The sequence below is a fragment of the Paenibacillus turicensis genome (genome assembly GCF_050461185.1).
Classification (GTDB): domain Bacteria; phylum Bacillota; class Bacilli; order Paenibacillales; family Paenibacillaceae; genus Fontibacillus; species Fontibacillus turicensis_A.
In genome coordinates this window covers 17,881-37,804 of record NZ_JBCMOR010000020.1, presented here as the reverse complement: position 1 = coordinate 37,804, position 19,924 = coordinate 17,881, and the positions used below count along the sequence as shown (strand labels likewise).

General features: G+C 37.6%; 23 protein-coding genes and 1 pseudogene. 11 read left to right on the top strand and 13 right to left on the bottom strand.

The genetic code is table 11. The features are described 5' to 3' along the window. The first annotated feature begins 230 nt into the window (after positions 1-230). A pseudogene (locus ABE099_RS20105) lies at positions 231-1,409 on the top strand (IS256 family transposase). A 99-nt stretch (positions 1,410-1,508) separates the two neighbouring features. Here the strand turns inward: ABE099_RS20105 and ABE099_RS20100 are convergent. Both ABE099_RS20100 and ABE099_RS20095 read right to left on the bottom strand, forming a co-directional pair. After that, a complete protein-coding gene (locus ABE099_RS20100) occupies positions 1,509-3,464 on the bottom strand; it encodes an AAA family ATPase (RefSeq protein WP_430033304.1) in 1,956 nt (651 codons plus the stop codon). A gap of 229 nt (positions 3,465-3,693) precedes the next feature. Continuing rightward, positions 3,694-3,903: a helix-turn-helix domain-containing protein gene (locus ABE099_RS20095; RefSeq protein ID WP_430033301.1), complete on the bottom strand. Its 210-nt coding sequence runs from the start codon at positions 3,901-3,903 to the stop codon at positions 3,694-3,696. Positions 3,904-4,081: 178 nt separating this feature from the next. Here ABE099_RS20095 and ABE099_RS20090 point away from each other — a divergent pair, with 178 nt between their 5' ends. After that, positions 4,082-4,390, top strand: coding sequence for a DUF6809 family protein (locus ABE099_RS20090; RefSeq protein WP_430033298.1), 309 nt, complete (start codon positions 4,082-4,084; stop codon positions 4,388-4,390). Between the two features lie 174 nt (positions 4,391-4,564). Here ABE099_RS20090 and ABE099_RS20085 read toward each other — a convergent pair whose 3' ends face one another. The 3 genes from ABE099_RS20085 to ABE099_RS20075 form a co-directional block, all read right to left on the bottom strand. Continuing rightward, on the bottom strand, positions 4,565-5,026 hold the full coding sequence (locus ABE099_RS20085; RefSeq protein ID WP_430033296.1) for an SMI1/KNR4 family protein: 462 nt from the start codon (positions 5,024-5,026) through the stop codon (positions 4,565-4,567). Positions 5,027-5,108: 82 nt separating this feature from the next. Beyond that, the gene (locus tag ABE099_RS20080; protein WP_430033294.1) at positions 5,109-5,675 is read right to left on the bottom strand and encodes a hypothetical protein; all 567 of its coding nucleotides are present in this window, start codon (positions 5,673-5,675) and stop codon (positions 5,109-5,111) included. Between the two features lie 118 nt (positions 5,676-5,793). Beyond that, the gene (locus ABE099_RS20075) at positions 5,794-6,372 is read right to left on the bottom strand and encodes a hypothetical protein (RefSeq protein ID WP_430033291.1); all 579 of its coding nucleotides are present in this window, start codon (positions 6,370-6,372) and stop codon (positions 5,794-5,796) included. A gap of 237 nt (positions 6,373-6,609) precedes the next feature. On the opposite strand from ABE099_RS20075, the gene ABE099_RS20070 reads away from it, so the two are divergent. The 4 genes from ABE099_RS20070 (at position 6,610) to ABE099_RS20055 (ending at position 7,805) form a co-directional block, all read left to right on the top strand. Next, on the top strand, positions 6,610-6,789 hold the full coding sequence (locus ABE099_RS20070; RefSeq protein ID WP_430033289.1) for a hypothetical protein: 180 nt from the start codon (positions 6,610-6,612) through the stop codon (positions 6,787-6,789). 55 nt (positions 6,790-6,844) lie between these two features. Then, on the top strand, positions 6,845-7,225 hold the full coding sequence (locus ABE099_RS20065) for a hypothetical protein (protein WP_430033286.1): 381 nt from the start codon (positions 6,845-6,847) through the stop codon (positions 7,223-7,225). Positions 7,226-7,290: 65 nt separating this feature from the next. Next, positions 7,291-7,515 (top strand): DUF6199 family natural product biosynthesis protein, encoded by a 225-nt coding sequence (locus tag ABE099_RS20060; protein ID WP_430033284.1) that lies wholly within the window; start codon positions 7,291-7,293, stop codon positions 7,513-7,515. A 44-nt stretch (positions 7,516-7,559) separates the two neighbouring features. Then, a complete protein-coding gene (locus ABE099_RS20055) occupies positions 7,560-7,805 on the top strand; it encodes a DUF6199 family natural product biosynthesis protein (RefSeq protein WP_430033283.1) in 246 nt (81 codons plus the stop codon). Positions 7,806-7,831: 26 nt separating this feature from the next. Here the strand turns inward: ABE099_RS20055 and ABE099_RS20050 are convergent, their stop codons facing one another. Both ABE099_RS20050 and ABE099_RS20045 read right to left on the bottom strand, forming a co-directional pair. Continuing rightward, the gene (locus ABE099_RS20050) at positions 7,832-8,674 is read right to left on the bottom strand and encodes an alpha/beta fold hydrolase (RefSeq protein ID WP_430033280.1); all 843 of its coding nucleotides are present in this window, start codon (positions 8,672-8,674) and stop codon (positions 7,832-7,834) included. Between the two features lie 657 nt (positions 8,675-9,331). After that, positions 9,332-9,700: a winged helix-turn-helix transcriptional regulator gene (locus ABE099_RS20045; RefSeq protein ID WP_430033278.1), complete on the bottom strand. Its 369-nt coding sequence runs from the start codon at positions 9,698-9,700 to the stop codon at positions 9,332-9,334. Between the two features lie 237 nt (positions 9,701-9,937). Between ABE099_RS20045 and hxlA the strand changes: the two genes are divergently transcribed. From hxlA to ABE099_RS20025, 4 genes are all read left to right on the top strand, one after another. Further along, positions 9,938-10,570 carry a 3-hexulose-6-phosphate synthase gene (hxlA, locus tag ABE099_RS20040; protein WP_430033276.1) on the top strand — a complete coding sequence of 211 codons (633 nt, stop codon included), beginning with the start codon at positions 9,938-9,940 and terminating at the stop codon, positions 10,568-10,570. A gap of 6 nt (positions 10,571-10,576) precedes the next feature. Next, entirely contained in the window at positions 10,577-11,137 is a 561-nt protein-coding gene (gene hxlB, locus ABE099_RS20035; protein WP_430033274.1) for a 6-phospho-3-hexuloisomerase, read from the top strand. Positions 11,138-11,238: 101 nt separating this feature from the next. Continuing rightward, the gene (locus tag ABE099_RS20030; protein WP_430033272.1) at positions 11,239-11,718 is read left to right on the top strand and encodes a tetratricopeptide repeat protein; all 480 of its coding nucleotides are present in this window, start codon (positions 11,239-11,241) and stop codon (positions 11,716-11,718) included. 73 nt (positions 11,719-11,791) lie between these two features. Then, complete coding sequence (locus tag ABE099_RS20025) at positions 11,792-12,664, top strand: pentapeptide repeat-containing protein (RefSeq protein ID WP_430033270.1); 873 nt, start codon at positions 11,792-11,794, stop codon at positions 12,662-12,664. Between the two features lie 10 nt (positions 12,665-12,674). Here the strand turns inward: ABE099_RS20025 and ABE099_RS20020 are convergent, their stop codons facing one another. The 3 genes from ABE099_RS20020 to ABE099_RS20010 form a co-directional block, all read right to left on the bottom strand. Then, positions 12,675-13,115, bottom strand: a complete 441-nt coding sequence (locus ABE099_RS20020; RefSeq protein WP_430033268.1) for a hypothetical protein — start codon at positions 13,113-13,115, stop codon at positions 12,675-12,677. Positions 13,116-13,451: 336 nt separating this feature from the next. After that, on the bottom strand, positions 13,452-14,267 hold the full coding sequence (locus tag ABE099_RS20015) for a TrmH family RNA methyltransferase (RefSeq protein ID WP_430033266.1): 816 nt from the start codon (positions 14,265-14,267) through the stop codon (positions 13,452-13,454). Between the two features lie 55 nt (positions 14,268-14,322). Continuing rightward, a complete protein-coding gene (locus ABE099_RS20010; RefSeq protein WP_430033264.1) occupies positions 14,323-15,009 on the bottom strand; it encodes a potassium channel family protein in 687 nt (228 codons plus the stop codon). 134 nt (positions 15,010-15,143) lie between these two features. On the opposite strand from ABE099_RS20010, the gene sspI reads away from it, so the two are divergent. Beyond that, a complete protein-coding gene (gene sspI / locus ABE099_RS20005) occupies positions 15,144-15,368 on the top strand; it encodes a small acid-soluble spore protein SspI (protein ID WP_210089164.1) in 225 nt (74 codons plus the stop codon). Between the two features lie 96 nt (positions 15,369-15,464). Here sspI and ABE099_RS20000 read toward each other — a convergent pair whose 3' ends face one another. From ABE099_RS20000 to ABE099_RS19990, 3 genes are all read right to left on the bottom strand, one after another. Beyond that, positions 15,465-17,048 (bottom strand): peptide chain release factor 3, encoded by a 1,584-nt coding sequence (locus ABE099_RS20000; protein WP_430033261.1) that lies wholly within the window; start codon positions 17,046-17,048, stop codon positions 15,465-15,467. Between the two features lie 120 nt (positions 17,049-17,168). Next, complete coding sequence (gene zwf, locus ABE099_RS19995) at positions 17,169-18,722, bottom strand: glucose-6-phosphate dehydrogenase (RefSeq protein ID WP_430033259.1); 1,554 nt, start codon at positions 18,720-18,722, stop codon at positions 17,169-17,171. 193 nt (positions 18,723-18,915) lie between these two features. Continuing rightward, positions 18,916-19,773: a YwmB family TATA-box binding protein gene (locus ABE099_RS19990; protein WP_430033257.1), complete on the bottom strand. Its 858-nt coding sequence runs from the start codon at positions 19,771-19,773 to the stop codon at positions 18,916-18,918. Positions 19,774-19,924 lie beyond the last annotated feature (151 nt).

The following is a 19,924-nucleotide window of genomic DNA, read 5'->3' as shown; positions in this document are numbered from 1 at the left end:
CCTATTTATGTAATACTATGTATTATTCGACAATACCCAACAATTTCCTTTAACTATTCATTGTTAATGTGAATTTATAGAATAATAAATTAAGGTTTTTATTATTTTATAAATCGAAATATTAGCAGAGAGCGTAAAATATTATGTGTAAATAGAAACCAATGAAAAAGGAAGACCTTTTCTTGTAGAATTGAAGTTACCACACACCAATTCAAAGAGAGGTCTTCCCTATGAATCATTTTACAACAGATTTAGTTCAAGCTCTAGTCGCTAAACAGGATATTACAGAAGTTTTTCGTACTCATCTAGAATCTGCCATGAATCATTTGCTGGAAAGGGAGTTGTCTGCCTTTTTAGACTATGAAAAATACGACCGAGCCGGCATAAACTCTGGGAATTCTAGAAATGGGGTCTATGTGCGTACACTTCACACGGAGTATGGAGACTTAAAGCTAAACATGCCTCGAGATCGAAACGGAGAGTTCAAGCAATAGACGGTGGCTCCCTACAAACGTTCCAATGACACCCTGGAATCCTTTGTCATCCACATGTTCCAAAAGGGCGTAACGATGACCGAGATCGCAGATTTAATCGAAAAAATGTATGGACATCACTATCCCCCGCAAACCGTATCCAATATGACGCATGTCATGACAGAGCATGTGGATGCCTTTATGAATAGACCGCTGTCTCCCCGTTATGTTTGTGTGTACATGGATGCCACCTATGTGCCCGTGAAACGAGAAACCGTAGCCAAAGAAGCCGTGTATGTCGCTGTGGGCATCCGTGAAGATGGGTATAAGGAAGTGATTAGCTATGCCATTGCACCCAACGAATCTGCTTACGTATGGAATGAACTGCTCCAGGATATGAAGGTCAGAGGGACGCAAGAGGTGCTACTCTTTATTTCAGACGGACTTGCTGGTATGGCTTCCGCCATCGCTGAAGTCTATCCAAAGGCAAAGTACCAAGCCAGCCTCGTTCATGTGGCACGAAATATCGCGCATAAAGTCAGAGTCGCAGATCGGGCTGATATTTGTGCAGACTTTAAAACGGTCTATCGTGCGGAACACGAGGGGGGCAGAGAGGCACTAGACTCATTCTGTGTCAAATGGAGAAGTAGCTATCCCAAAGTGGTGAAATCCTTACAAGAGAACCCGTATCTCTTTAGCTTTTATGGTTTTCCTAAATCCATTTGGAAAAGCATCTTTTCCACCAACCTGATCGAATCCTTTAACAAACAGATGAAGAAATATACGAAGCGCAAGGAGCAGTTTCCTCATGAAGAGGCACTGGAGAAATTCTTAGTCACTCAGTTTGAAAACTACAACCAACGTTTTGCTACACGGTGTCATCTTGGATTTGATCAGGCTCGGGCTGAACTTGAGGCGATGTTCACCACCAACTAGCAACAACTTCTACAGGTCAAGGCTTTTTTCATTTACACATAATTCTTGACGCTACCAGCTTACTTAAGACATTATAATCTTAAACGATCTTTACATTGATTATTCAAAATATTCTTTTATTATTTCAAATAATTCAGGTGTTTCCCCTTTTTCCAAGGATGTATATTTTTTAGCAATCAAAAACTTATTATAGTGATCATCTAAGAAAATATAAATTTTTCTTTTATCTTCAATAGGTATTAATTCTATAGGTTCTAATATTGACTGCTCTTCAGATTTTACCCTAGAAGATGCTGATTCCTCTCTAAATTTAAACTTATTAAATATTGCAATCAATTCTGAATCTCCAGTTTCCATTATTACATCACGCACTGAATTATAATATTTTAGTGGATTTAAACAGTCCTCCATTTCAGTTGGCGAATAATATCCCGATTTCGAAACACCTTGTAATTTAATATCTTGGTTTCTTTCTTCTTGGATTCTAGCTAGTTTAAGTTTCCCCTTCACATTACTACTAATTTCTAAATCATGTATTATATCGTCAGTATCTATAAGACATAATACTTTGCTTTCAATAGCCCTTTTTTCCTCTTTCTCTGAGAACGGAGTAAATAAATACCTATAGACCTTAATTACATTACCACACCCACCAACACTTAATAGTCGAATATTTTCTATTCCTTGCAAATAATGTGTTAGATAAAGTTTGTCGTCACTTCCCTCACAAATTATCCAATGACATTTTTCAGCTCTAATTGAACTTAAAATTGAAGCTGTCAGGTCAAAGTAGCTTTTCATTTGAATGTCTTCAGGAAGAGTTCCTCTTTTTTCAAAATAATTATTTAAATCAAAAGTGTTTATACAGACTCGGCTTTCTCCACTTTTTTTATAATCCAGATGCTGAATATTTCCTATATTAGTTATAGGTAAAGATCCATACCAATGGGTCGTTAATAATAATTGATTTTTTCCAACAAGATTATGCAGTCTCTCAAATTGTCCAAAAGCTTTAGAAATATGTAAAGAGTTCTCCGGTTCATCTATAGCCAGTAAAATTTTCCTCCTATTGGAAAGTGAGTTATTCTGTAAAAATGCAGTTGCTATATCAATTAGTGCAATTCTTTGCTCTCCTGAGCTTAATTCATTTATCTCTTTTTTATCCTTCTTTAATGTCCTAATAGAAAAATATGCCTCTAAAATTCTATTTCTTACATCTGCTGGGGTTAGTTTCCTTTTATACCCTTGCTCAACTTTATAAGCATAAGTTTCATCGATAACCCCAATAGTCTCATTAATTGAATTCATATATTCATCTAAATTTGTATTTAAATAATCCATTAAACTAATTTTCCCATTAGTTCCATTTTGCTTTGTGAAGTTCTTTTCGTTTAAAATGTGATCAATTTCATCTAAGATATCAGTACTCATCAAATCTTGCATTTCTTTATTTTCAATTTTTATTACCTCACTGGTAACAGACTCTACTGGTATATATATATATGAATAATAATCCCTTATAGCGTTTATTATCATTCCATCTCGGAAGTCAATACCACTTTCCCTTAAGTTATTTTCTAGATGAGTATTAAATGTACTATAGTAAACTTTGGATTTCTCAGTATAATTTATTCCAAGAATAAAGAATAAGTACTTCTCCTTTCCATATCTATACTTCAACTCATCTCTAAAACGAAAAAAGTGCTCAAACTCTTCACTGTTCTTTAAATTTGCATTTGCTTCATCAGTTACTTCCCAGAAATAATCACTTAATTTTACTAATATTCGGTAATAATCCTCTTTAATATTTTGAAATATCTCATCCTTTTTCACTAAAAAAACAGGTGCTACAAAAGCCTCCTCTGCTTTTGTATTTTTTGTTCTATTCCAGTTGCTATTATTAAAGAATGTATTTAGGCTTTCTAAAACAGAACTCTTCCCTACAGCGTTATTACCAATAAATAAAGTAAATGGATTTTCATAGTCATCACAAATTGGAATAAAATTTAAACCTTGATAAATCTTATAGTGTCTACAAAGAAGACCAACTATCATTTAAAACACTCCTATTGAAAAAATTAAGATTAAATTAAATAGAAAAAAGCAAAAGCCTACCTAAACACTATTTGCTACCATATTCCTATTTTATATAATTTTTAACGATAGTGTATATAAAAAATTCATTTTTACCCATCAATTTCTTACATTGGGTAATTAAATAATTTCTAAGCCTAACCTACTTATTATTTCGTTGATGCTGTAACTTTTCTTGTAAAAGCACATATCAACTTCTCTCAAAACTATCACTCTGCCCCAACAAGTAATCAATACTAACATTATAAAACTTAGATAATTTAATCAAAATCACCGTTGGAATATCCAATGCACCTGTTTCATAACGAGAATAAGTTGCTTGTGTAATGTTCAATTTCTTAGCTAAATCTTGCTGAGTTAAGTCCCTATCTTCTCTTAAGTCTCTTATTCTTCTATACATGTTTTATCACCCAACGCTATCATAATTTATACGAATTTCGTATATTGACTTTTATGCAGTTTTCGCATAAATTAAAATTGGGGGCATACTGTATCAGTTAATTAAACCTAAATCATTTAACTGTTAACTACTAAATCTTTACCCAATTGCCCATTCCCCAAGAAAAGAGGTTCTCCACATGAAACCCTTAATCGAACAACTATACAACGGCACTTTATCTCCTGACGAAGCCGGCATGTCCAATAACCCCAAATATCGTGAGATCAGTCACCAAATCTCTGAATATCTGCAAACGTGGAGGTCCAACCATTCAGAAGCTGAATGGCAACAGCTTGAACAACTTCTTGATTTATACGCCCAAACGCACAGCATGGAATTAACCGCAACCTTCACCAATGGATTCAGATTAGGTGCAGGCTTAATGGTTGAAACCTTAACTGGAGAAGAACAACTTGCTTTTCACATTGCGTCTATGAGGAATAAATAGATAAATAGAAGGTAATTCAGTAATTAATTAAATATGATGTACACTCTCTCTTCTGCTGTATTTTATCGAAGTTAAATCATATGTATATATGGCACTCAAATAGTTCTCGTCTCAAACTTACGGGTATTGTTATCCTTCTCAAAACAAAAAAAGGATGATAACATAGATCATCCTTTACCTAGACCGCTCATCAATCAATCTTTCTAAAAACACCGCAAAGCTTGAAGCATACTCCTCAATCAAATTATTCATTAGATCATAACGCATGATCGAAAATTCTCCCTGCTCATCTTTAGTAGAAGTATCAAAGAAATAAAGCTCATCACTATCTGGCACAAACAAATCCATTCTGTTAGGAAACTGGCTCACCCACCATTCCTCAGCTAGGTTAAGTCTATGCCTGTAAAGAACATCTGCATCATGGTATTCTCTGTGTTCTGGAGCAACAATGGTCAGAATTTCCCCACCATCCAACAGGGCGTTACCATAATGAGTTATCCACCAGCGATAAGATGAAGGCAAACGGAAGCCTAGTTCGTCTTCAACTTCCACGATCCAATTCTCTTGTGCACCATGTCCATTAAACCATTTTAAAGCAGTTGTTGTTTTAAGCTTTTCTTCTAATCGCTCATACATAATGTTTACTTCTCCTCCCTTGTTAACTATCTATAAAACCTTAGGTGTCTCGTAACTCCATATCCTTCTGTCCCTCTGCCTTCTACAGATCAAACGGTGGCGCTTTCCCGATTAAAACATTGTCAGGATGGACATCTGTTGGCTCATATTCATTCATACGGAGATAGATATACTCAATTTCAGCTAATGGCATTTTCAATTTTTTACTGACTTCATAAAGCTCTGCGCCTTGGGAAAAAAGTTTACGTGCTTGACTGATTGTTCCATTTAGCCAATTATTTTCAAGCATCCATTGATTTATTTGACCCAATAGTTGATTTTGGGATTCCTTATCTGCGTGCTTATTATACTTAGCAACTGACTCTGAGAGATAGTTATAAAGGTAGATACCTAGTGCCTCACGTTGCTCATGCTTAGATAATACTTGGTACTGCTCATAACTTAAGCTAATATCCAATTGGAGGGTATTAGCTTTGCTATCAAGACTTCTGGATGTTTTTCGACTATAAATCTCTGGAAAAACACGCAAAACAAAAAAGAGATCATAAGGAAACTCCCATGTTTCCGCTAAATCTTCTAGGGAAAGTAGCTCATCTCTCAATTGACCCACACAAGTTCCATGTATATCTAGAGTGAAAAATAGTTTCATACACAACTCCCCCTCTCACACTAACAAGCAATCAGATCATTCCAAGGAGCACCCTCTAAGATTATTTTCCTCTTTTATATATCAAACATATTTATGAATTCCCCCATAAACTTTTACATCAAAATTCATATTTTTTAAATCGTTCTTTAAGATCATCTTCAAACTCTATCCATTCCGCATCACACCATAAAGACATGTTCAACAATTGGGACAGCTTATCCACGGCTTGGGCAGGGTCATTAATCCCAAGGAGTTGTCCAAAATCCTCATTATTTACATCCAATACTTTCGGAAAATAGTCATCATTAAGACGCTCTTCTTTAAGTTGTTCATATTCTTCTCTTGTCCATGGTTCACAAAAGATTTTTTCGGCTTGAATTTCCCCAGTCTCAAAAAATGACAACTCAAATATTTCCTCATTCATATATCCGACTGTCATAACAGGTTCTTCCACTAGTTGGGATAATGTTTTACCTATTTTCTTCACAGTTCCCCACACAAAATAATCGTGGAGCACGCTAATCCAGCTCTCATTCGGATTACTTTTACTAATATACATAGTAATGCTAGTCTCTGTAGAATCATTTTCCCGATTACCTAATACTTTGGCATTTCCTTCAGTGAGCTTTTTTAATGCTGTAATCGTCTTCTCAAGATTATTAGACTTAATATGCAAATTGGCAAATGACCGTCCCATAAGCTCCCTCCTCTTATGTGGTTTTTATTTAACCTGATATAATATTTATTCTATAAATTGATCATGACATATTTCTTATGTTGATTATAGCAATCGCTCATCACACCAATTGGCTCCACTCTAGGACAGAGCAGCTTACCAGTTGAAACTTTAATAAAAGCGACTTAATGGACAAATTGCGTCTATGAGGGATAATTTGGGTATATACATAATTAATAAGTAAATTAGGAGGATATTATGTACAAACTTGCTTATATTGTTGGTTTAATACTAATGTCCCTTTCAATATTGCTCGCTTTTCATTACCAAGATGAAGGTATCCATCTCGTCCCGATTATTACTTTTTTGCTAGGAATCGGTTTCTTTTTCATCGGAAAATTGCTCTATAGAAAAAGTCACGCGGAATCTAAGTTCTAGTATGGTATCATTTACCTTATAGGTACTTTTTACCGAAAAGGAGGATTTTTGTGTGATGAAAACTAAGCTTAGAAAGCTAACCGTTGAAGATCAACCTTACGTATATTGGCATGTGGGTGGTTCTCGCCTTACCTTAAACATTTCACCCAAGGAAGACAAAACAACAAAAATCACGCTCATTTTCGAAGCTGATCCACCAAATGAAGAACGGCATACCTTCTGGGCATTTTATGATATCTCTGCACACAAAAACAACCTAAATACGACCATCCATCTAGGCAAACCAAAACATATTGCGGAGATCATTCATTATTTACAAAACGAGCAACAAGAACTTTGGCTCAAAGGAAAGCAAAATACGATCGATAACGCTTGGGAGTTGCTGCAAGCCATGGGTTACTCCAAGATGGAGCCGATTTGGATTGAGCAATGGTGATATAGTAATATACGTGACTATACTGAAATGAGGGAGTTGTTGTTTTGCTTCTACCCATTTTGTTGATGTTTTTCGGATTAATATTTATTTTACTTGGGCTTGTACATATTAAAAAGCCTGAAATTATTCATGAATTTACCGAAAGCTGGAAAAATAACAACACCACGGAGCCAAGTGAAGCATACTCCACAATTATAAAAATCAAGGGAATCGTTCTTGTTATTATCGGAATACTTTCATTTATTGGTGGTGTAATCACTTTATTTTGGCTTCCAACTTTCTTACAATAGTAGTGCATGCATTACCCTAAACCAACCCAAAGGAGTTGTTGCTCTTGTTCTTCCCTATCATAACTATAATTTTTGGACTTATCTTTATTGGACTAGGTATCTTAAGAATAAAAAATCCCGAATTTGGATTGCAGCGTAATGTACGATGGAAATTTAAAGATGAGGTTGAGCCTAGTGAGTCATATTTATTATTTCTTAAATTTGGTGGAATTGTTGTAATTATTGCCGGAGTGTTTGTTACACTTTTTGGTATCATGAGCTTACTTCAAGCCATATATACTTCTCATTAAACTACAATTTACCTAGCAGTAATCAATTATCTTTTTTGCAAAAATAAAAGTGTTAACTCGTTCACAATATCGGCATGCTCCATAGTTAAGGAATGACTTGCCCCAGCAATTAAATGAGTCTCGATATTAGGGATGACTTGTTTTGCATTTGCTATTGTTTTTTCTGCAGGATAAATTACTTCCTTATCTCCGATCAGGAGCAAGGTAGGAATGTTAAAATCATGAAACTCTTCTTTAGCAAATACAGAAGGCATGAGCTGCAAAAGTGGTTTGGCATAGCGATAACCCGCTATTACTTGCGCCCGAAATACAGGATGTAATGGCTCCCCCTTCCCAGAAAACCACAAAAAAGCATTATCAATCCACTTCTCCGTGTGAAATAACAAAGCTGGATAAATTTTCGCAAAAAATTTCATACTTATTTTATGAAACGTTCCTGCTGGGGCATAAAGCAATAGCTTGGATATTCGCTCTGGATAAGCAATTGAAAAATTCAATGCCAAAAATCCACCCATAGAATGCCCTGCTAAATCTATCTCATTCAACTCCATAAAGTCCAAAACCTCAAGAAGCCATCGGTTAGCATCCTTCCGACTTTTTATGGCAACATTAGGTTTACTTTTACCGAAATCCCCCATAATATCAATCGCATAAACACATCGTTCTTGTGCTAGCTGCTTTATATTGGGAAACCACATCGTACTACTCATTGTCATCCCATGAAGGAGAATCAATGGTGGCTTACTCTCATCACCAAAACAAAGTACGTGCGTATCACCAAAGCTTGTATGTATATAACTCGATGTTCCTTCCACTTCAATCATATCTAAACTTTTCTCATAACAAATATAATATTCTGCTTCAGCCACTTCACTCTTAAAAATAGACCCCACAAGACACCTCTCTCCTCTGATCTTTCAGCATAAACTATAAAATACCTTCCATAATCTCATTATGTAACCTCTAATAACAAATAACCTATAAATCATATCATACACTCACTTAAAAGATTGTTACTTTTGTTTCTTTGCTAATTCGTTCAATAAAAACAGGAAAATGGATGAAAGTTTAGCTGGAAATATAGATGAGAGGTAGAGATTAGTGGAAGTGAATAATATCTAACTTTGTGCAACTTAGTGGGACTATTCGAAATTCTAAGTTTATAACCCTACATATAACCAATTATGATATAATTTAGCATGTACAACTGAACTTGGGTGGGAAGTATTACCTCCGGATTGGAGGTGATGCATATGACATTTTCGTTTTCGGATGTGATGATGATTGGAATGTTTATTCTAGCATTGCTCACTTACCTGAATAAACGAAAATAACCTGCCCAGGTTAGCGCCAAGGGAACAGGTTATTTTCAAACACCAAGTTTGGAGGTATCCCACCCAAGTGTTGTGCTGAGGGCGGTCGGCGGACCGTCCTTATTTCTATCCTTATCTTAACATAAAAATATCATACATGTGAATCAATTTCACTTGATTTTTACATGAATTAAGACAATATTTTGCCCCCTATTACTTCTGTTCCATCATAATCTCTACGTCCACTTTGTCCAGCACATTTTCAATATAGTCCTTCCCCCACTCATACATTGCATCCAAAATCGGCATTAAGCTTTCACCGTGCTCCGTTAGCGAATACTCCACCTTAGGCGGAACAACAGGATAAACCTCACGGTGTACAATGAGATGTGCCTCTAGCTCTCGAAGCTGACTCACAAGCATTCTTTGCGTAATCCCTGGTATTAGTGCCTTTAACTCCCCAAAACGCTTCATCCCTTGTTTTCCTAAATGCCATAAAATGAGCATCTTCCACTTCCCGCCTATAATTGCTAACGTTAATTCCTTTTCACAATTAAAGCTCTTTTCATCAAAATGTGGCATATATGAAACCTCCTTGTTTATTTTCAATACATTTCTTAGTTCACAGTATACTTTTAGACACTATATGCGATTAAAGTGCGTACTTCTATAAATTTTATATATTTAGTATATTGAGCATGAACCGAATAGTAAACCATAATCAACCGCAAACATAAGGGTAGAAATAAACCTAACTCGGACAGATGCTGTTGAGTTGATATTCACTTAAACCACTTTAAACTAAGGAGCGTGTATGTAATGAAGTTACAATTAGCACTAGATCTTGTTGATATCCAAGGGGCAATCGAAGTTGTAAAAGAGGTACAAAACCATGTTGATATCGTTGAAATTGGTACACCCGTTGTCATTAATGAAGGATTGCATGCTGTTAAGGCTGTAAAAGAAGCATTCCCACATTTGACTGTATTAGCTGACCTGAAAATTATGGACGCAGCAGGTTATGAAGTTGGCCAAGCATCTGCCGCTGGTGCAGATATCATTACAATTTTAGCAGCAGCAGAAGACGAGTCCATCAAAGGTGCTGTAGCAGAAGCAAAAAAACTAGGCAAGCAAGTGCTAGCTGATATGATTGCAGTCAAAGACCTTAAAGGTCGTGCGGCACAATTAGACGAGTTTGGTGTAGACTACATTTGTGTGCATACTGGTTATGATCTACAAGCTGTAGGTAAAAACTCTTTCGAAGACCTTGCAACGATTAAAAGTGTAGTGAAAAATTCTAAAACTGCGGTTGCTGGTGGAATTAAACTTGAAACTCTTCCAGAAGTAATCAAACAAAATCCAGACCTTATTATTGTAGGTGGCGGAATTACTAGCCATGATGACAAGCAAGCTGTAGCAGCTAAAATGCAAGAGCTTATTAAACAAGGGTAAGTGGCTATGTCACACACATCACTCTATTTCAGTCAGGTTATCGAAGAATTAAACAAGACCGTGAATTCTATTCCCGATGAATCGTCTGAAGCCTTGCTGAATCAAATGATGCAATCGGGCAAGATTTTTGTTGCAGGAGCAGGGCGATCTGGACTTATGGGTAAAGCCTTTGTAATGCGGATGATGCACATGGGGTTAGATGCTTATGTTGTAGGTGAGACAGTAACAGCAAATTTGGAAAAGGGCGATCTGCTCATTATTGGCACAGGTTCTGGTGAGACAAAAACGCTTATTCCTATTGCTGAAAAGGCAAAAAGCTTAGGAGGCATCGTAGCAGCCGTTACCATTTCACCTGAATCTACAATCGCTAAAATAGCAGATATCGTTGTCCAGCTTCCAGGTTCACCTAAAGAGCACCATGAGAGTATATCCCAAAGTATCCAGCCGATGGGCTCCCTATTTGAGCAGACAATGTTGTTATTTTACGACGCATTAATTTTACGTTACATGACTCAAAAAGGTTTAAGCTCTAGTCAAATGTATGGCAAGCATGCTAACCTTGAATAAGTTAAATAATAGAAGCCTAGAAAAGACATCTCTTATAGAGAGTAGCTTTCTAGGCTTTCTTTTGAATTAATTTAGATGAACGATGAAAGGGATTGGTAGTTATGACATTAGATACAGTACTGCAACTCCGAAAGGAAAAAAAGTACACCGAAGCGAAGGATGCCATGCTCCAATTACTTACTACGGAACCCAATCACGGAGAAAATCATTATCAGATGGCATGGTGTTACGACAATCTCGGTGAAGAACGACTTGCAATCCCTCACTATGTCCAAGCTATCTCACTTGGTTTATGCCCAAGCAGTCTAGAAGGTGCTTATTTGGGTCTAGGGAGTACCTATCGTTCTCTAGGGCGATATGCAGAGGCAAAAGAAATCTTCGAAACCGCTATGCTAAAGTTTCCAGATAAAAATAATTTGAAAGTATTTTATGCCATGACCTTGTATAATTTACAGGAGCACAGTAAGGCGATGGAAATATTGTTGCAGCAATTGGCAGCGTCCAGCAATGATGATTCCATTTTAGAGTACAAACAAGCGATTCTTTTCTATTCAGATAAGCTAGATGAGAAGTGGGAATAAACCACATAGATATATAAGCGTTTAAAGAATAAGGATATAATGGATAAGGATATTACTTAGGAGATGTATACGGATGAAACACCACTCAACCACCTCAACCATTAACCACCTCAAACCCGACTGCCAAAATTGCTTTGGGCTTTGTTGTGTCGCGCTTTATTTTTCTAAGCACGATGGCTTTCCAACCGACAAGTACGCAGGCGTACCTTGCCCTAACTTAGCCCAAGATTATACATGTAGCATTCATGAAAACCTCTCGGAGCAAGGACTAAAGGGTTGTATTGCCTATGAATGCTTTGGTGCAGGACAACAAATATCCAAAGTAACTTATGGTGGTGGACCAGGCTGGAGAGCCCAGGGTGCAGATCACTCATCTTCAGAACTTATGTTTAACGTCTTTTTAATTATGAAGCAATTACATGAAATGTGTTGGTATTTATATGAGGCACTTTCCTACGAAATTCCAACTGCACTTGCTGACGACGTGCAATATCTACTTAATGAGACGGAAAAAGTCACACTAGCATCTCCTAATGAGCTACAAAATTTTGACTTATTTGTTCATCATAATAAGGTTAGCACGGTCATTAACCAAGCTACGCAAGCGATTCAAGCCCATACTCGCCAAGCATTATCTAAAACCTCAAATTTTAACGAAAACAAAATACTTAACACCAAGCAAAAAAGAGATTTTATCGGAGCTAATTTAACAAAAAAAGAACTTCGCTGTGCAGACCTCCGTGGATGTCTCCTCATCGCTGCCAATTTAGAAGGTGCAGACTTGTGCGGAACCAACTTGATTGGTGCTGACCTAAGAGATGCCAATTTACGAGGTGCAAACTTAACACAAAGTCTTTTCCTAACTCAGATGCAAATTAACGGGGCAAAAGGAGATAAATATACGCAATTACCTGCATCCCTTTCTCGGCCAGCTCATTGGATTTAAAAACCATTATTCACTTTTTTAGTTGTACAACCTTTTGAAAGTATGTGTATGTATTTTTAGTAATGTCATAAAGGTAGACACTTTTGGGATCTTTAGGATCATCATTTTTTTCAGCAAGAACAAGTAAAGTTGGTGTTAAGGAATATAGCACTTCTAAATATTTCTGATTAATATCAATAGGCATTGGAGAAAGGACGTAAACCCATTTTCTTTTATTCAAATCTAATAAATATTGAAGACATTTTATTAGTATATAAGCAATACCAAAAAAAGTAATAATATTGCTAATCATATTAGCTATAAAATCTTGTTTAGTAGTACTAACATTAATTATCCCCCATAGCGTTATTGAGTGAACAATAATATCTAATAATATTGTAGAGAATAGTAAAGGAAATAGAAATTTCACATTAAATACTATTCTCCTCCTCTTTTTCCCCTTATAAGCCATGTATTTAATTAAACAAAGTATAAGTACTAGAAATATCTCTAGAAGATAGAACCATATTATTATGTCAGTAATACGTTCAGTATATTTTAAAGTGCTTAACTCACCATACAATGCAGCCAAAAATATACCATAAACAATAAACACAATAAAAAGGAAAATAAACACTATAAAGTTCTGTAGAACTTTTTGATGTTTAGGTATAAAGAGTTTATCAAACTTGCTAGATGTAAAGGTCTTTACCGTAAAGTTTATTAAATAAATAAGGGTTGTACTAAATATTATTTTGAAAAAGAGCTCCAAATTTATCACCTTTCGGGTACAAATGAAATCAATTTATTATTCCCCACTATACTCCCTCTGCCTCAACACCTCATACAACAACACCGATCCTGCCATCGCCACATTCAGTGACTCCGACTGTCCATGCATCGGAATGATTAACCCAGCATCCATAAGTTCAAGCACTTCTGCACTTAACCCTTTCGCTTCACTGCCCATGAGAAGCCATACGGAAGAGGTAAAATCATACGTATAGCAATTCACTGCCGCTTGTAAGCTTGTCCCTGCTAATGTAATTCCATGTGCTTTAGCTTGTGGTAAAATCTCAGCTAAATCCCCCTGTAGCACAGGTAAATGGAATAGTGATCCCATTGTTGAGCGGATTACTTTGGGATTGTACAAATCAGCACATCCATTTCCTAAAATAACACCATCCGCCCCTACCGCGTCAGCACTACGGATTAGTGTCCCAACATTACCTGGATCCTGCACACCATCCAACACAAGCACTAAGCTGTTTTCTTTTGAACACAACCGCTGTAAGGTCTGCTCATGATCAAGGCTATTCACCTTATGTATAACAGCAAATACAGGCTGAGGTGACTTCACCTCGGTACACTTAGCTACCACGGCATTAGATACAGCAATCCACTGTACATCTAATCTTGAAGCAGAAAATGAGGTTAATTCCGAAGGAATCCCTGCATCGATATCATAGCAGACACACTCAATGACAGTGCTTGTATTTTTGATCGCTTCCTGCACTAAATGAATGCCTTCTACAATATATTTTTGCTTTTGATCACGATGCTTTTTTTCCAGTAAAGAAGCCCATTCCTTCACTCTGGCATTTTGAGGTGATAATATTTCCATGCTCATCAATTCATCCTTAACTTTTCTATATTCTAATTTAGCCCACTAGTTCTCATTAATTTCGCACAGGCTGAGGCGCATAATACAATTCCAGCTTCGTCAAGTCATTACGCTCACCAACAATGACAAGAATATCTTCTTCCGTCAAACGCTCAGTAGCATCTGGCGAAATATTCATTTTGCTCCCACGTTTAATCGCCATGACGTTACAGCCAAACTTCGCTCTAATTTCAAGCTCCTTCAGGTTTTTGCCCACCATCGCTTTAGTTACAGTATGCTCTACAATGCTATATTCATCAGAAATCTCAATATAATCAAGAATATTAGGGGATATTAAGTGGTGAGCAACACGTAGCCCCATATCCCGCTCAGGATATACAACCTTGTCCGCACCAATTTTCTTCAAAACCTTCCCGTGTAGTTCATTTTGCGCCTTCACAACGATGAGTGGCCCACCCATATCCTTTAAAATTAAAGTCGTTAAAATACTTGCCTGTATATCTTCTCCGATGGCAACAACAACGACATCAAAATTACGTATGCCTAGTGCGCGCAATGCCTCTTCCTCCGTAGAATCTGCAGAAACGGCATGTGTCACGACGTTAGATAACTCTTGAACTCGATGTTCATCTGAATCAATCGCAAGTACATCAAATCCCATATTGCTTAATGCGTTAGCAATGCTTGAACCAAAACGTCCAAGCCCAATCACTGCAAACTGCTTTTTGGCTGCATGTGCCATTGTTTCACCTACCCCTAGTTCATTGCTATGTTCGTTATAGTATACCACAATCGTTATTGAACTTGAATTTTCAGACTGGAAGCGGGGAACATTAAATACGGGTCAAATTAAGATTTCAAGGGAGGAGCTTGAACATGCCAATTACGATGGATCTACGCCAAGCGGTCATTCATAAAATGCATGGTAAAAGTGAAGATGGCTTACGTGAAATGATTGATGGCTCGATACACGCTCAAGAGGCAGCTTTGCCCGGACTAGGCGTAGTATTTGAGCTGATGTGGGAGGACTTGGCTGAACCAAAAAAGGAAGCCGTTGTCCGCAAACTACATCATCAATTAGAGGAAATCGATAAGCACTAAAGAACAACCATTGAAATAGTGATATTTGCCCACTATAACAATAGCAAGCTTGAGGCTAGAGGAACACTCTAAACACAAGCTTGCTATTGGTTTAACTTATGGAGCCATTTCTAAAAACTTCGCATCTGGATTTTTTTCCATTGCTGTTCGCATTGCATATTCGTTTTCAAACAAGGCAACATAGTTCCCTTTTTTATCCTTCACAAGCGTAGAATTGATTCTGAACTTAGATGGATCAACTTTATCCGCAACAATCCATCTTGCAAATTGGAATGGCATACGTTGTAGCTGTACATCTACTCCATATTCACCCTTCATCCGGTACTCAAATACCTCAAATTGCAATTGACCAACTACACCAAGTAACGTATCCTCAAAACCAACTGTTGTGAACACCTGAATCGTGCCCTCTTCAGTAAGCTGATCGATTCCTTTTTGATATTGCTTATGCTTTAGGGCATTTTTAACCGTAACTTTCGCAAAAATTTCAGGTGAAAATGTCGGTAATTCATCAAATACAATTTCTCCACCTTGGCTTAGTGAATCTCCAATTCGGAAAATACCTGGATCAAACAATCCAATAATATCTCCTGGATAAGCTTCACTTACGATATCGCGATCCTGAGCAAGAAATTGCTGTGGTTGGGATAACTTAATATCCTTGCCCACCCGAACATGCTTCACGCTCATTCCTCGCTCAAATTTACCTGAAACGATACGCAAAAACGCAATTCGGTCACGGTGAGCAGGGTTCATATTCGCTTGAATTTTAAAGACATATCCCGAAAACTTCTCTTGCGTAGGCTCAACGATTCCTGTTGTGCTCTTACGTGGTTCTGGCTTAGGTGCAAGCTCGAGGAAGTTTTCCAAGAAGGTCTGAACACCAAAGTTATTCACTGCACTCCCAAAAAATACAGGCGTCAATTCCCCATTTTTAATTTTTTCCAAATCAAATGGATCACCCGCTACATCTAACAGTTCTAGATCCTGACACAACTGATCATGTAGGAAATCGCCTGCCATCTCACGAATCATTGGATCTTCGTAGCCGTTCACCTTCGTAACCTGAATTTCATCATGGTTGTCACCTTGGAACAACTCCACCTGATTTTTCATACGGTCATATACCCCACACAATTCACGGCCTGAACCAATCGGCCAGTTCATCGGAATAGAGCGAATTCCAAGCACCTGCTCCAGTTCCTCCATCAAGTCAAAAGGACTACGTCCTTCACGATCCAGCTTATTAATAAATGTGAAAATAGGAATGCCACGCTTCGCACATACTTGGAATAGCTTAATCGTCTGTGCTTCGACCCCTTTGGCAACGTCAATCAACATGACTGCACTATCCGCAGCCGTTAGGGTACGATACGTATCTTCACTAAAATCTTGGTGACCAGGGGTATCCAAAATATTAATACGATGTCCATTATAATCAAACTGCATCACAGAGGAAGTTACAGAAATCCCCCGTTGCTTTTCAATTTCCATCCAGTCACTTGTTGCATGCTTACTTGCTTTACGCGCTTTAACAGAACCAGCAAGACGGATCGCACCACCAAACAGCAGTAGCTTTTCCGTTAATGTTGTTTTCCCGGCATCCGGGTGGGAAATAATCGCAAACGTTCTCCGTTTATCTACTTCCTGCTGTAATACTTGATTCAATGCGTTACTCATCCTCACGTTCCTCTCATTTAACAAAAATCACGTTCTTCTATTGTATCACAAAAAGTCGTCTTTCAAGCATCATTATACTTGAAAGACGACATATAAAAAAATCAACTTTATATAATTTGATTACCGAGAGTTTTTAATCCAAATCACGTTATCCTCATCTTGACCATTTACTGGCCACCAGTGGAAGCCGTCCTTAGCAAGCAATTCGTGAGCCGCATCAGGTCCCCATGAGCCTGCCTCATACATGTTAATGTCATTTGGCGCTTCTGCCCATGCCGCAGCAATTTTGTCTACGAATGCCCATGCAGCTGCAACCTCATCCCAACGTGTGAAATACGTGGAATCACCTTGTGCAGCATCATAAATGAGACGCTCATAAGCTTCAGGGGAATTAATACCGATTTGACAGCTTTGACAAAATTCCATTGCTAGTGGTTCAATTTGTGAATCAGAACCTGGCTTTTTCGCATTAATCTTAATATAAATCCCTTCCATTGGATTAACACGAATAACAAGCAGGTTAGGTGCAAGATCATGCTTTTGACGTAAGTATACATTGGTTGGCATCGGTTTGAATTCAACCACAACCTCTGTTGTTTTAACAGGGAGACGTTTACCTGTGCGAATATAGAAAGGAACACCAGCCCAACGGAAATTATCTACAAGCACCTTCGCTGCAAAATATGTTTCTGTATTTGATTCTGGGTTCACTTTATCCTCTTGACGATACCCTGGTAACACCTTTTCCCCTTGCTTACCTTCGGAATATTGCCCACGAACTACACTCGCCTTTACCTCTTCATGCGAAGCATATGGACGTAAAGAACGAAGCACCTTCACCTTCTCATCACGAATATCCTCTGGAATCAAGCGACTTGGTGGCTCCATCGCGATCATGGTCAGCATTTGCAGGATATGATTTTGCCCCATATCACGCAACGCACCAGAATGATCGTAGTAACCGCCACGTTCTTCGACTCCAACCGTTTCACTTAATGTTATTTGCACATTAGAGATATGGTTGTTGTTCCAAAGTGGTTCAAAGAAAGCATTAGCGAAGCGAATCACTTCAATATTTTGTACCATTTCTTTTCCAAGATAATGATCGATACGATAAATTTCTTCTTCTTTAAATACTTGGTTTAACTCTTCATTCAGTTTATGTGCAGATGTAAGGTCATAACCAAATGGTTTTTCAATTACAAGGCGATGCCAACCACTACTGCTCAGCATACCACCCTTTTCAAGATTGAAGGACACACTTCCGAACAGCTCAGGCGCAAGCGCAAGATAGAACAAACGATTGCCAGGGATACCAAATCGTTCTTCCACCTGTTCAGTTAGCTGCTGCAATTCACGATATCCTTCTAAATTGTTGATATCTAATGACTTGTAAGAAAAATGCTCTGCAAAGGTGTTCCACTCCGAATCATCCTTCACTTTATAACGGCAAAATTCCTCAATAGAGCGATGTACATCATCTCGGAATTCCTCTTGCGAACGCGGCCGTCTCGCCACGCCAATAACAGCAAAATCTTCCGCTAACTTTCCTTCACGATACAGTGAAAATATCGCAGGAAAGAGCTTACGGCGTGCCAAATCTCCGGTTGCTCCGAAAATGAAAAATACTGCCCCTGGTGTATGCAGTGATTCTAGATTTTGATTATCAGCCATGGCTCCTCATTCTTTCTATTGAATATTGTGAATAATTATACAATCTCCCAACAGTGATAAAGCTTCTCAGCTAACACAAGGATTGATGTAATTTTAGCATATTCAAAACAAGGATGCTATAAATTAATTACATTTACGAATAAGTTTATTCAAGATTCATCTAATTTTTAGACTAACTTCATCTTTAATTCATCTAATATTCAATCGTTAATAGCGGTGAACCGATGGATACTTCTTGTTTATCCGAGTCTGAGCTTTGATGAAGTGCAAGCTGTATATTGATACGTTGTTCACCACTTAATACAGATAAAGGTAATTCCCCAACATGATACGATGAGCTTACCGTATTCCCATCCTGATATTGATCTACTCCCGCTACTTCCTTCCACTGCATTTTCATCAAGGATTCTAGCTTAGCCAGGATTAACTTCGTAGACTCTGCACCATCTCTACCATCTCTACTTTCTCTACTTTCCCTACCTGCACCTAGCTCATTTTTCTGATTTCCCCCTTGATCTAGGTTTCTCGGCTTTACAGAGGAGGTCAATTCGCCTTGTATTGCCCCATTCCACAGAATGTCAATACCGGCTTTATTTAATATAGCACCGTAGCTTCCTTGTAGCTGTTCTAGCTTGGCGAGTCCTTCTTTATTAAATGCTTCAACTCTAACCATGACATAATATTTTCCATCTGCCTGCTCCGTTAATGTGAAGGTGCTTTTTACCTCCTTTGTAACTTGAACAGAAGCATATTGTTGATGTCCTTGAAAATGAGCTGCGGTTGGTGTTGTTAATCCTAGACTATCTGCTAGACTAGCTGCAGCTTCCTGAGAGGATAATGGAACTGCCCATGCACCTTGCCATTTTACTGTGATATGTGCAGGACCTTCTGTAAGTTGAGAACCCACCTTCCATAGCTGTTCCCATTGCTCCTGTGCATATTGTAACGTATGACTTTTCTGCGCATAGACATGATTTTGTTGTTGATCCAACTGATTAAATAAAAATAAGCATAAAAAAACACTCAATATAATAGCATACATTTTTTTCATAATAAAAAACTCCTTCTCTATTAAACCCAATTCATCATCAATCGGATTCAAACTATAAACCTATTTAATAAATCTAGTAATCTATTAAGTAGGTTAGCCAGAGAAGAAGTATATTATACATTACATATTTTATTATTCATTTGATTCATTT

Coding starts and splice junctions, on each gene's coding strand:
- ABE099_RS20075 (WP_430033291.1), bottom strand. CDS start 6,372: ATGGGACGGTCATTTGCCAATTTGCATATTAAGTCTAATAATCTTGAG.
- ABE099_RS19990 (WP_430033257.1), bottom strand. CDS start 19,773: ATGAAAAAAATGTATGCTATTATATTGAGTGTTTTTTTATGCTTATTT.
- ABE099_RS20015 (WP_430033266.1), bottom strand. CDS start 14,267: ATGGAAATATTATCACCTCAAAATGCCAGAGTGAAGGAATGGGCTTCT.
- ABE099_RS20065 (WP_430033286.1), top strand. CDS start 6,845: ATGAAAACTAAGCTTAGAAAGCTAACCGTTGAAGATCAACCTTACGTA.
- hxlA (WP_430033276.1), top strand. CDS start 9,938: ATGAAGTTACAATTAGCACTAGATCTTGTTGATATCCAAGGGGCAATC.
- ABE099_RS20090 (WP_430033298.1), top strand. CDS start 4,082: ATGAAACCCTTAATCGAACAACTATACAACGGCACTTTATCTCCTGAC.
- ABE099_RS20070 (WP_430033289.1), top strand. CDS start 6,610: ATGTACAAACTTGCTTATATTGTTGGTTTAATACTAATGTCCCTTTCA.
- ABE099_RS20020 (WP_430033268.1), bottom strand. CDS start 13,115: ATGGCTTATAAGGGGAAAAAGAGGAGGAGAATAGTATTTAATGTGAAA.
- ABE099_RS20000 (WP_430033261.1), bottom strand. CDS start 17,048: ATGAGTAACGCATTGAATCAAGTATTACAGCAGGAAGTAGATAAACGG.
- ABE099_RS20095 (WP_430033301.1), bottom strand. CDS start 3,903: ATGTATAGAAGAATAAGAGACTTAAGAGAAGATAGGGACTTAACTCAG.
- ABE099_RS20030 (WP_430033272.1), top strand. CDS start 11,239: ATGACATTAGATACAGTACTGCAACTCCGAAAGGAAAAAAAGTACACC.
- ABE099_RS20100 (WP_430033304.1), bottom strand. CDS start 3,464: ATGATAGTTGGTCTTCTTTGTAGACACTATAAGATTTATCAAGGTTTA.
- zwf (WP_430033259.1), bottom strand. CDS start 18,722: ATGGCTGATAATCAAAATCTAGAATCACTGCATACACCAGGGGCAGTA.
- ABE099_RS20045 (WP_430033278.1), bottom strand. CDS start 9,700: ATGCCACATTTTGATGAAAAGAGCTTTAATTGTGAAAAGGAATTAACG.
- sspI (WP_210089164.1), top strand. CDS start 15,144: ATGCCAATTACGATGGATCTACGCCAAGCGGTCATTCATAAAATGCAT.
- ABE099_RS20025 (WP_430033270.1), top strand. CDS start 11,792: ATGAAACACCACTCAACCACCTCAACCATTAACCACCTCAAACCCGAC.
- ABE099_RS20010 (WP_430033264.1), bottom strand. CDS start 15,009: ATGGCACATGCAGCCAAAAAGCAGTTTGCAGTGATTGGGCTTGGACGT.
- ABE099_RS20085 (WP_430033296.1), bottom strand. CDS start 5,026: ATGTATGAGCGATTAGAAGAAAAGCTTAAAACAACAACTGCTTTAAAA.
- ABE099_RS20080 (WP_430033294.1), bottom strand. CDS start 5,675: ATGAAACTATTTTTCACTCTAGATATACATGGAACTTGTGTGGGTCAA.
- ABE099_RS20060 (WP_430033284.1), top strand. CDS start 7,291: ATGTTTTTCGGATTAATATTTATTTTACTTGGGCTTGTACATATTAAA.
- hxlB (WP_430033274.1), top strand. CDS start 10,577: ATGTCACACACATCACTCTATTTCAGTCAGGTTATCGAAGAATTAAAC.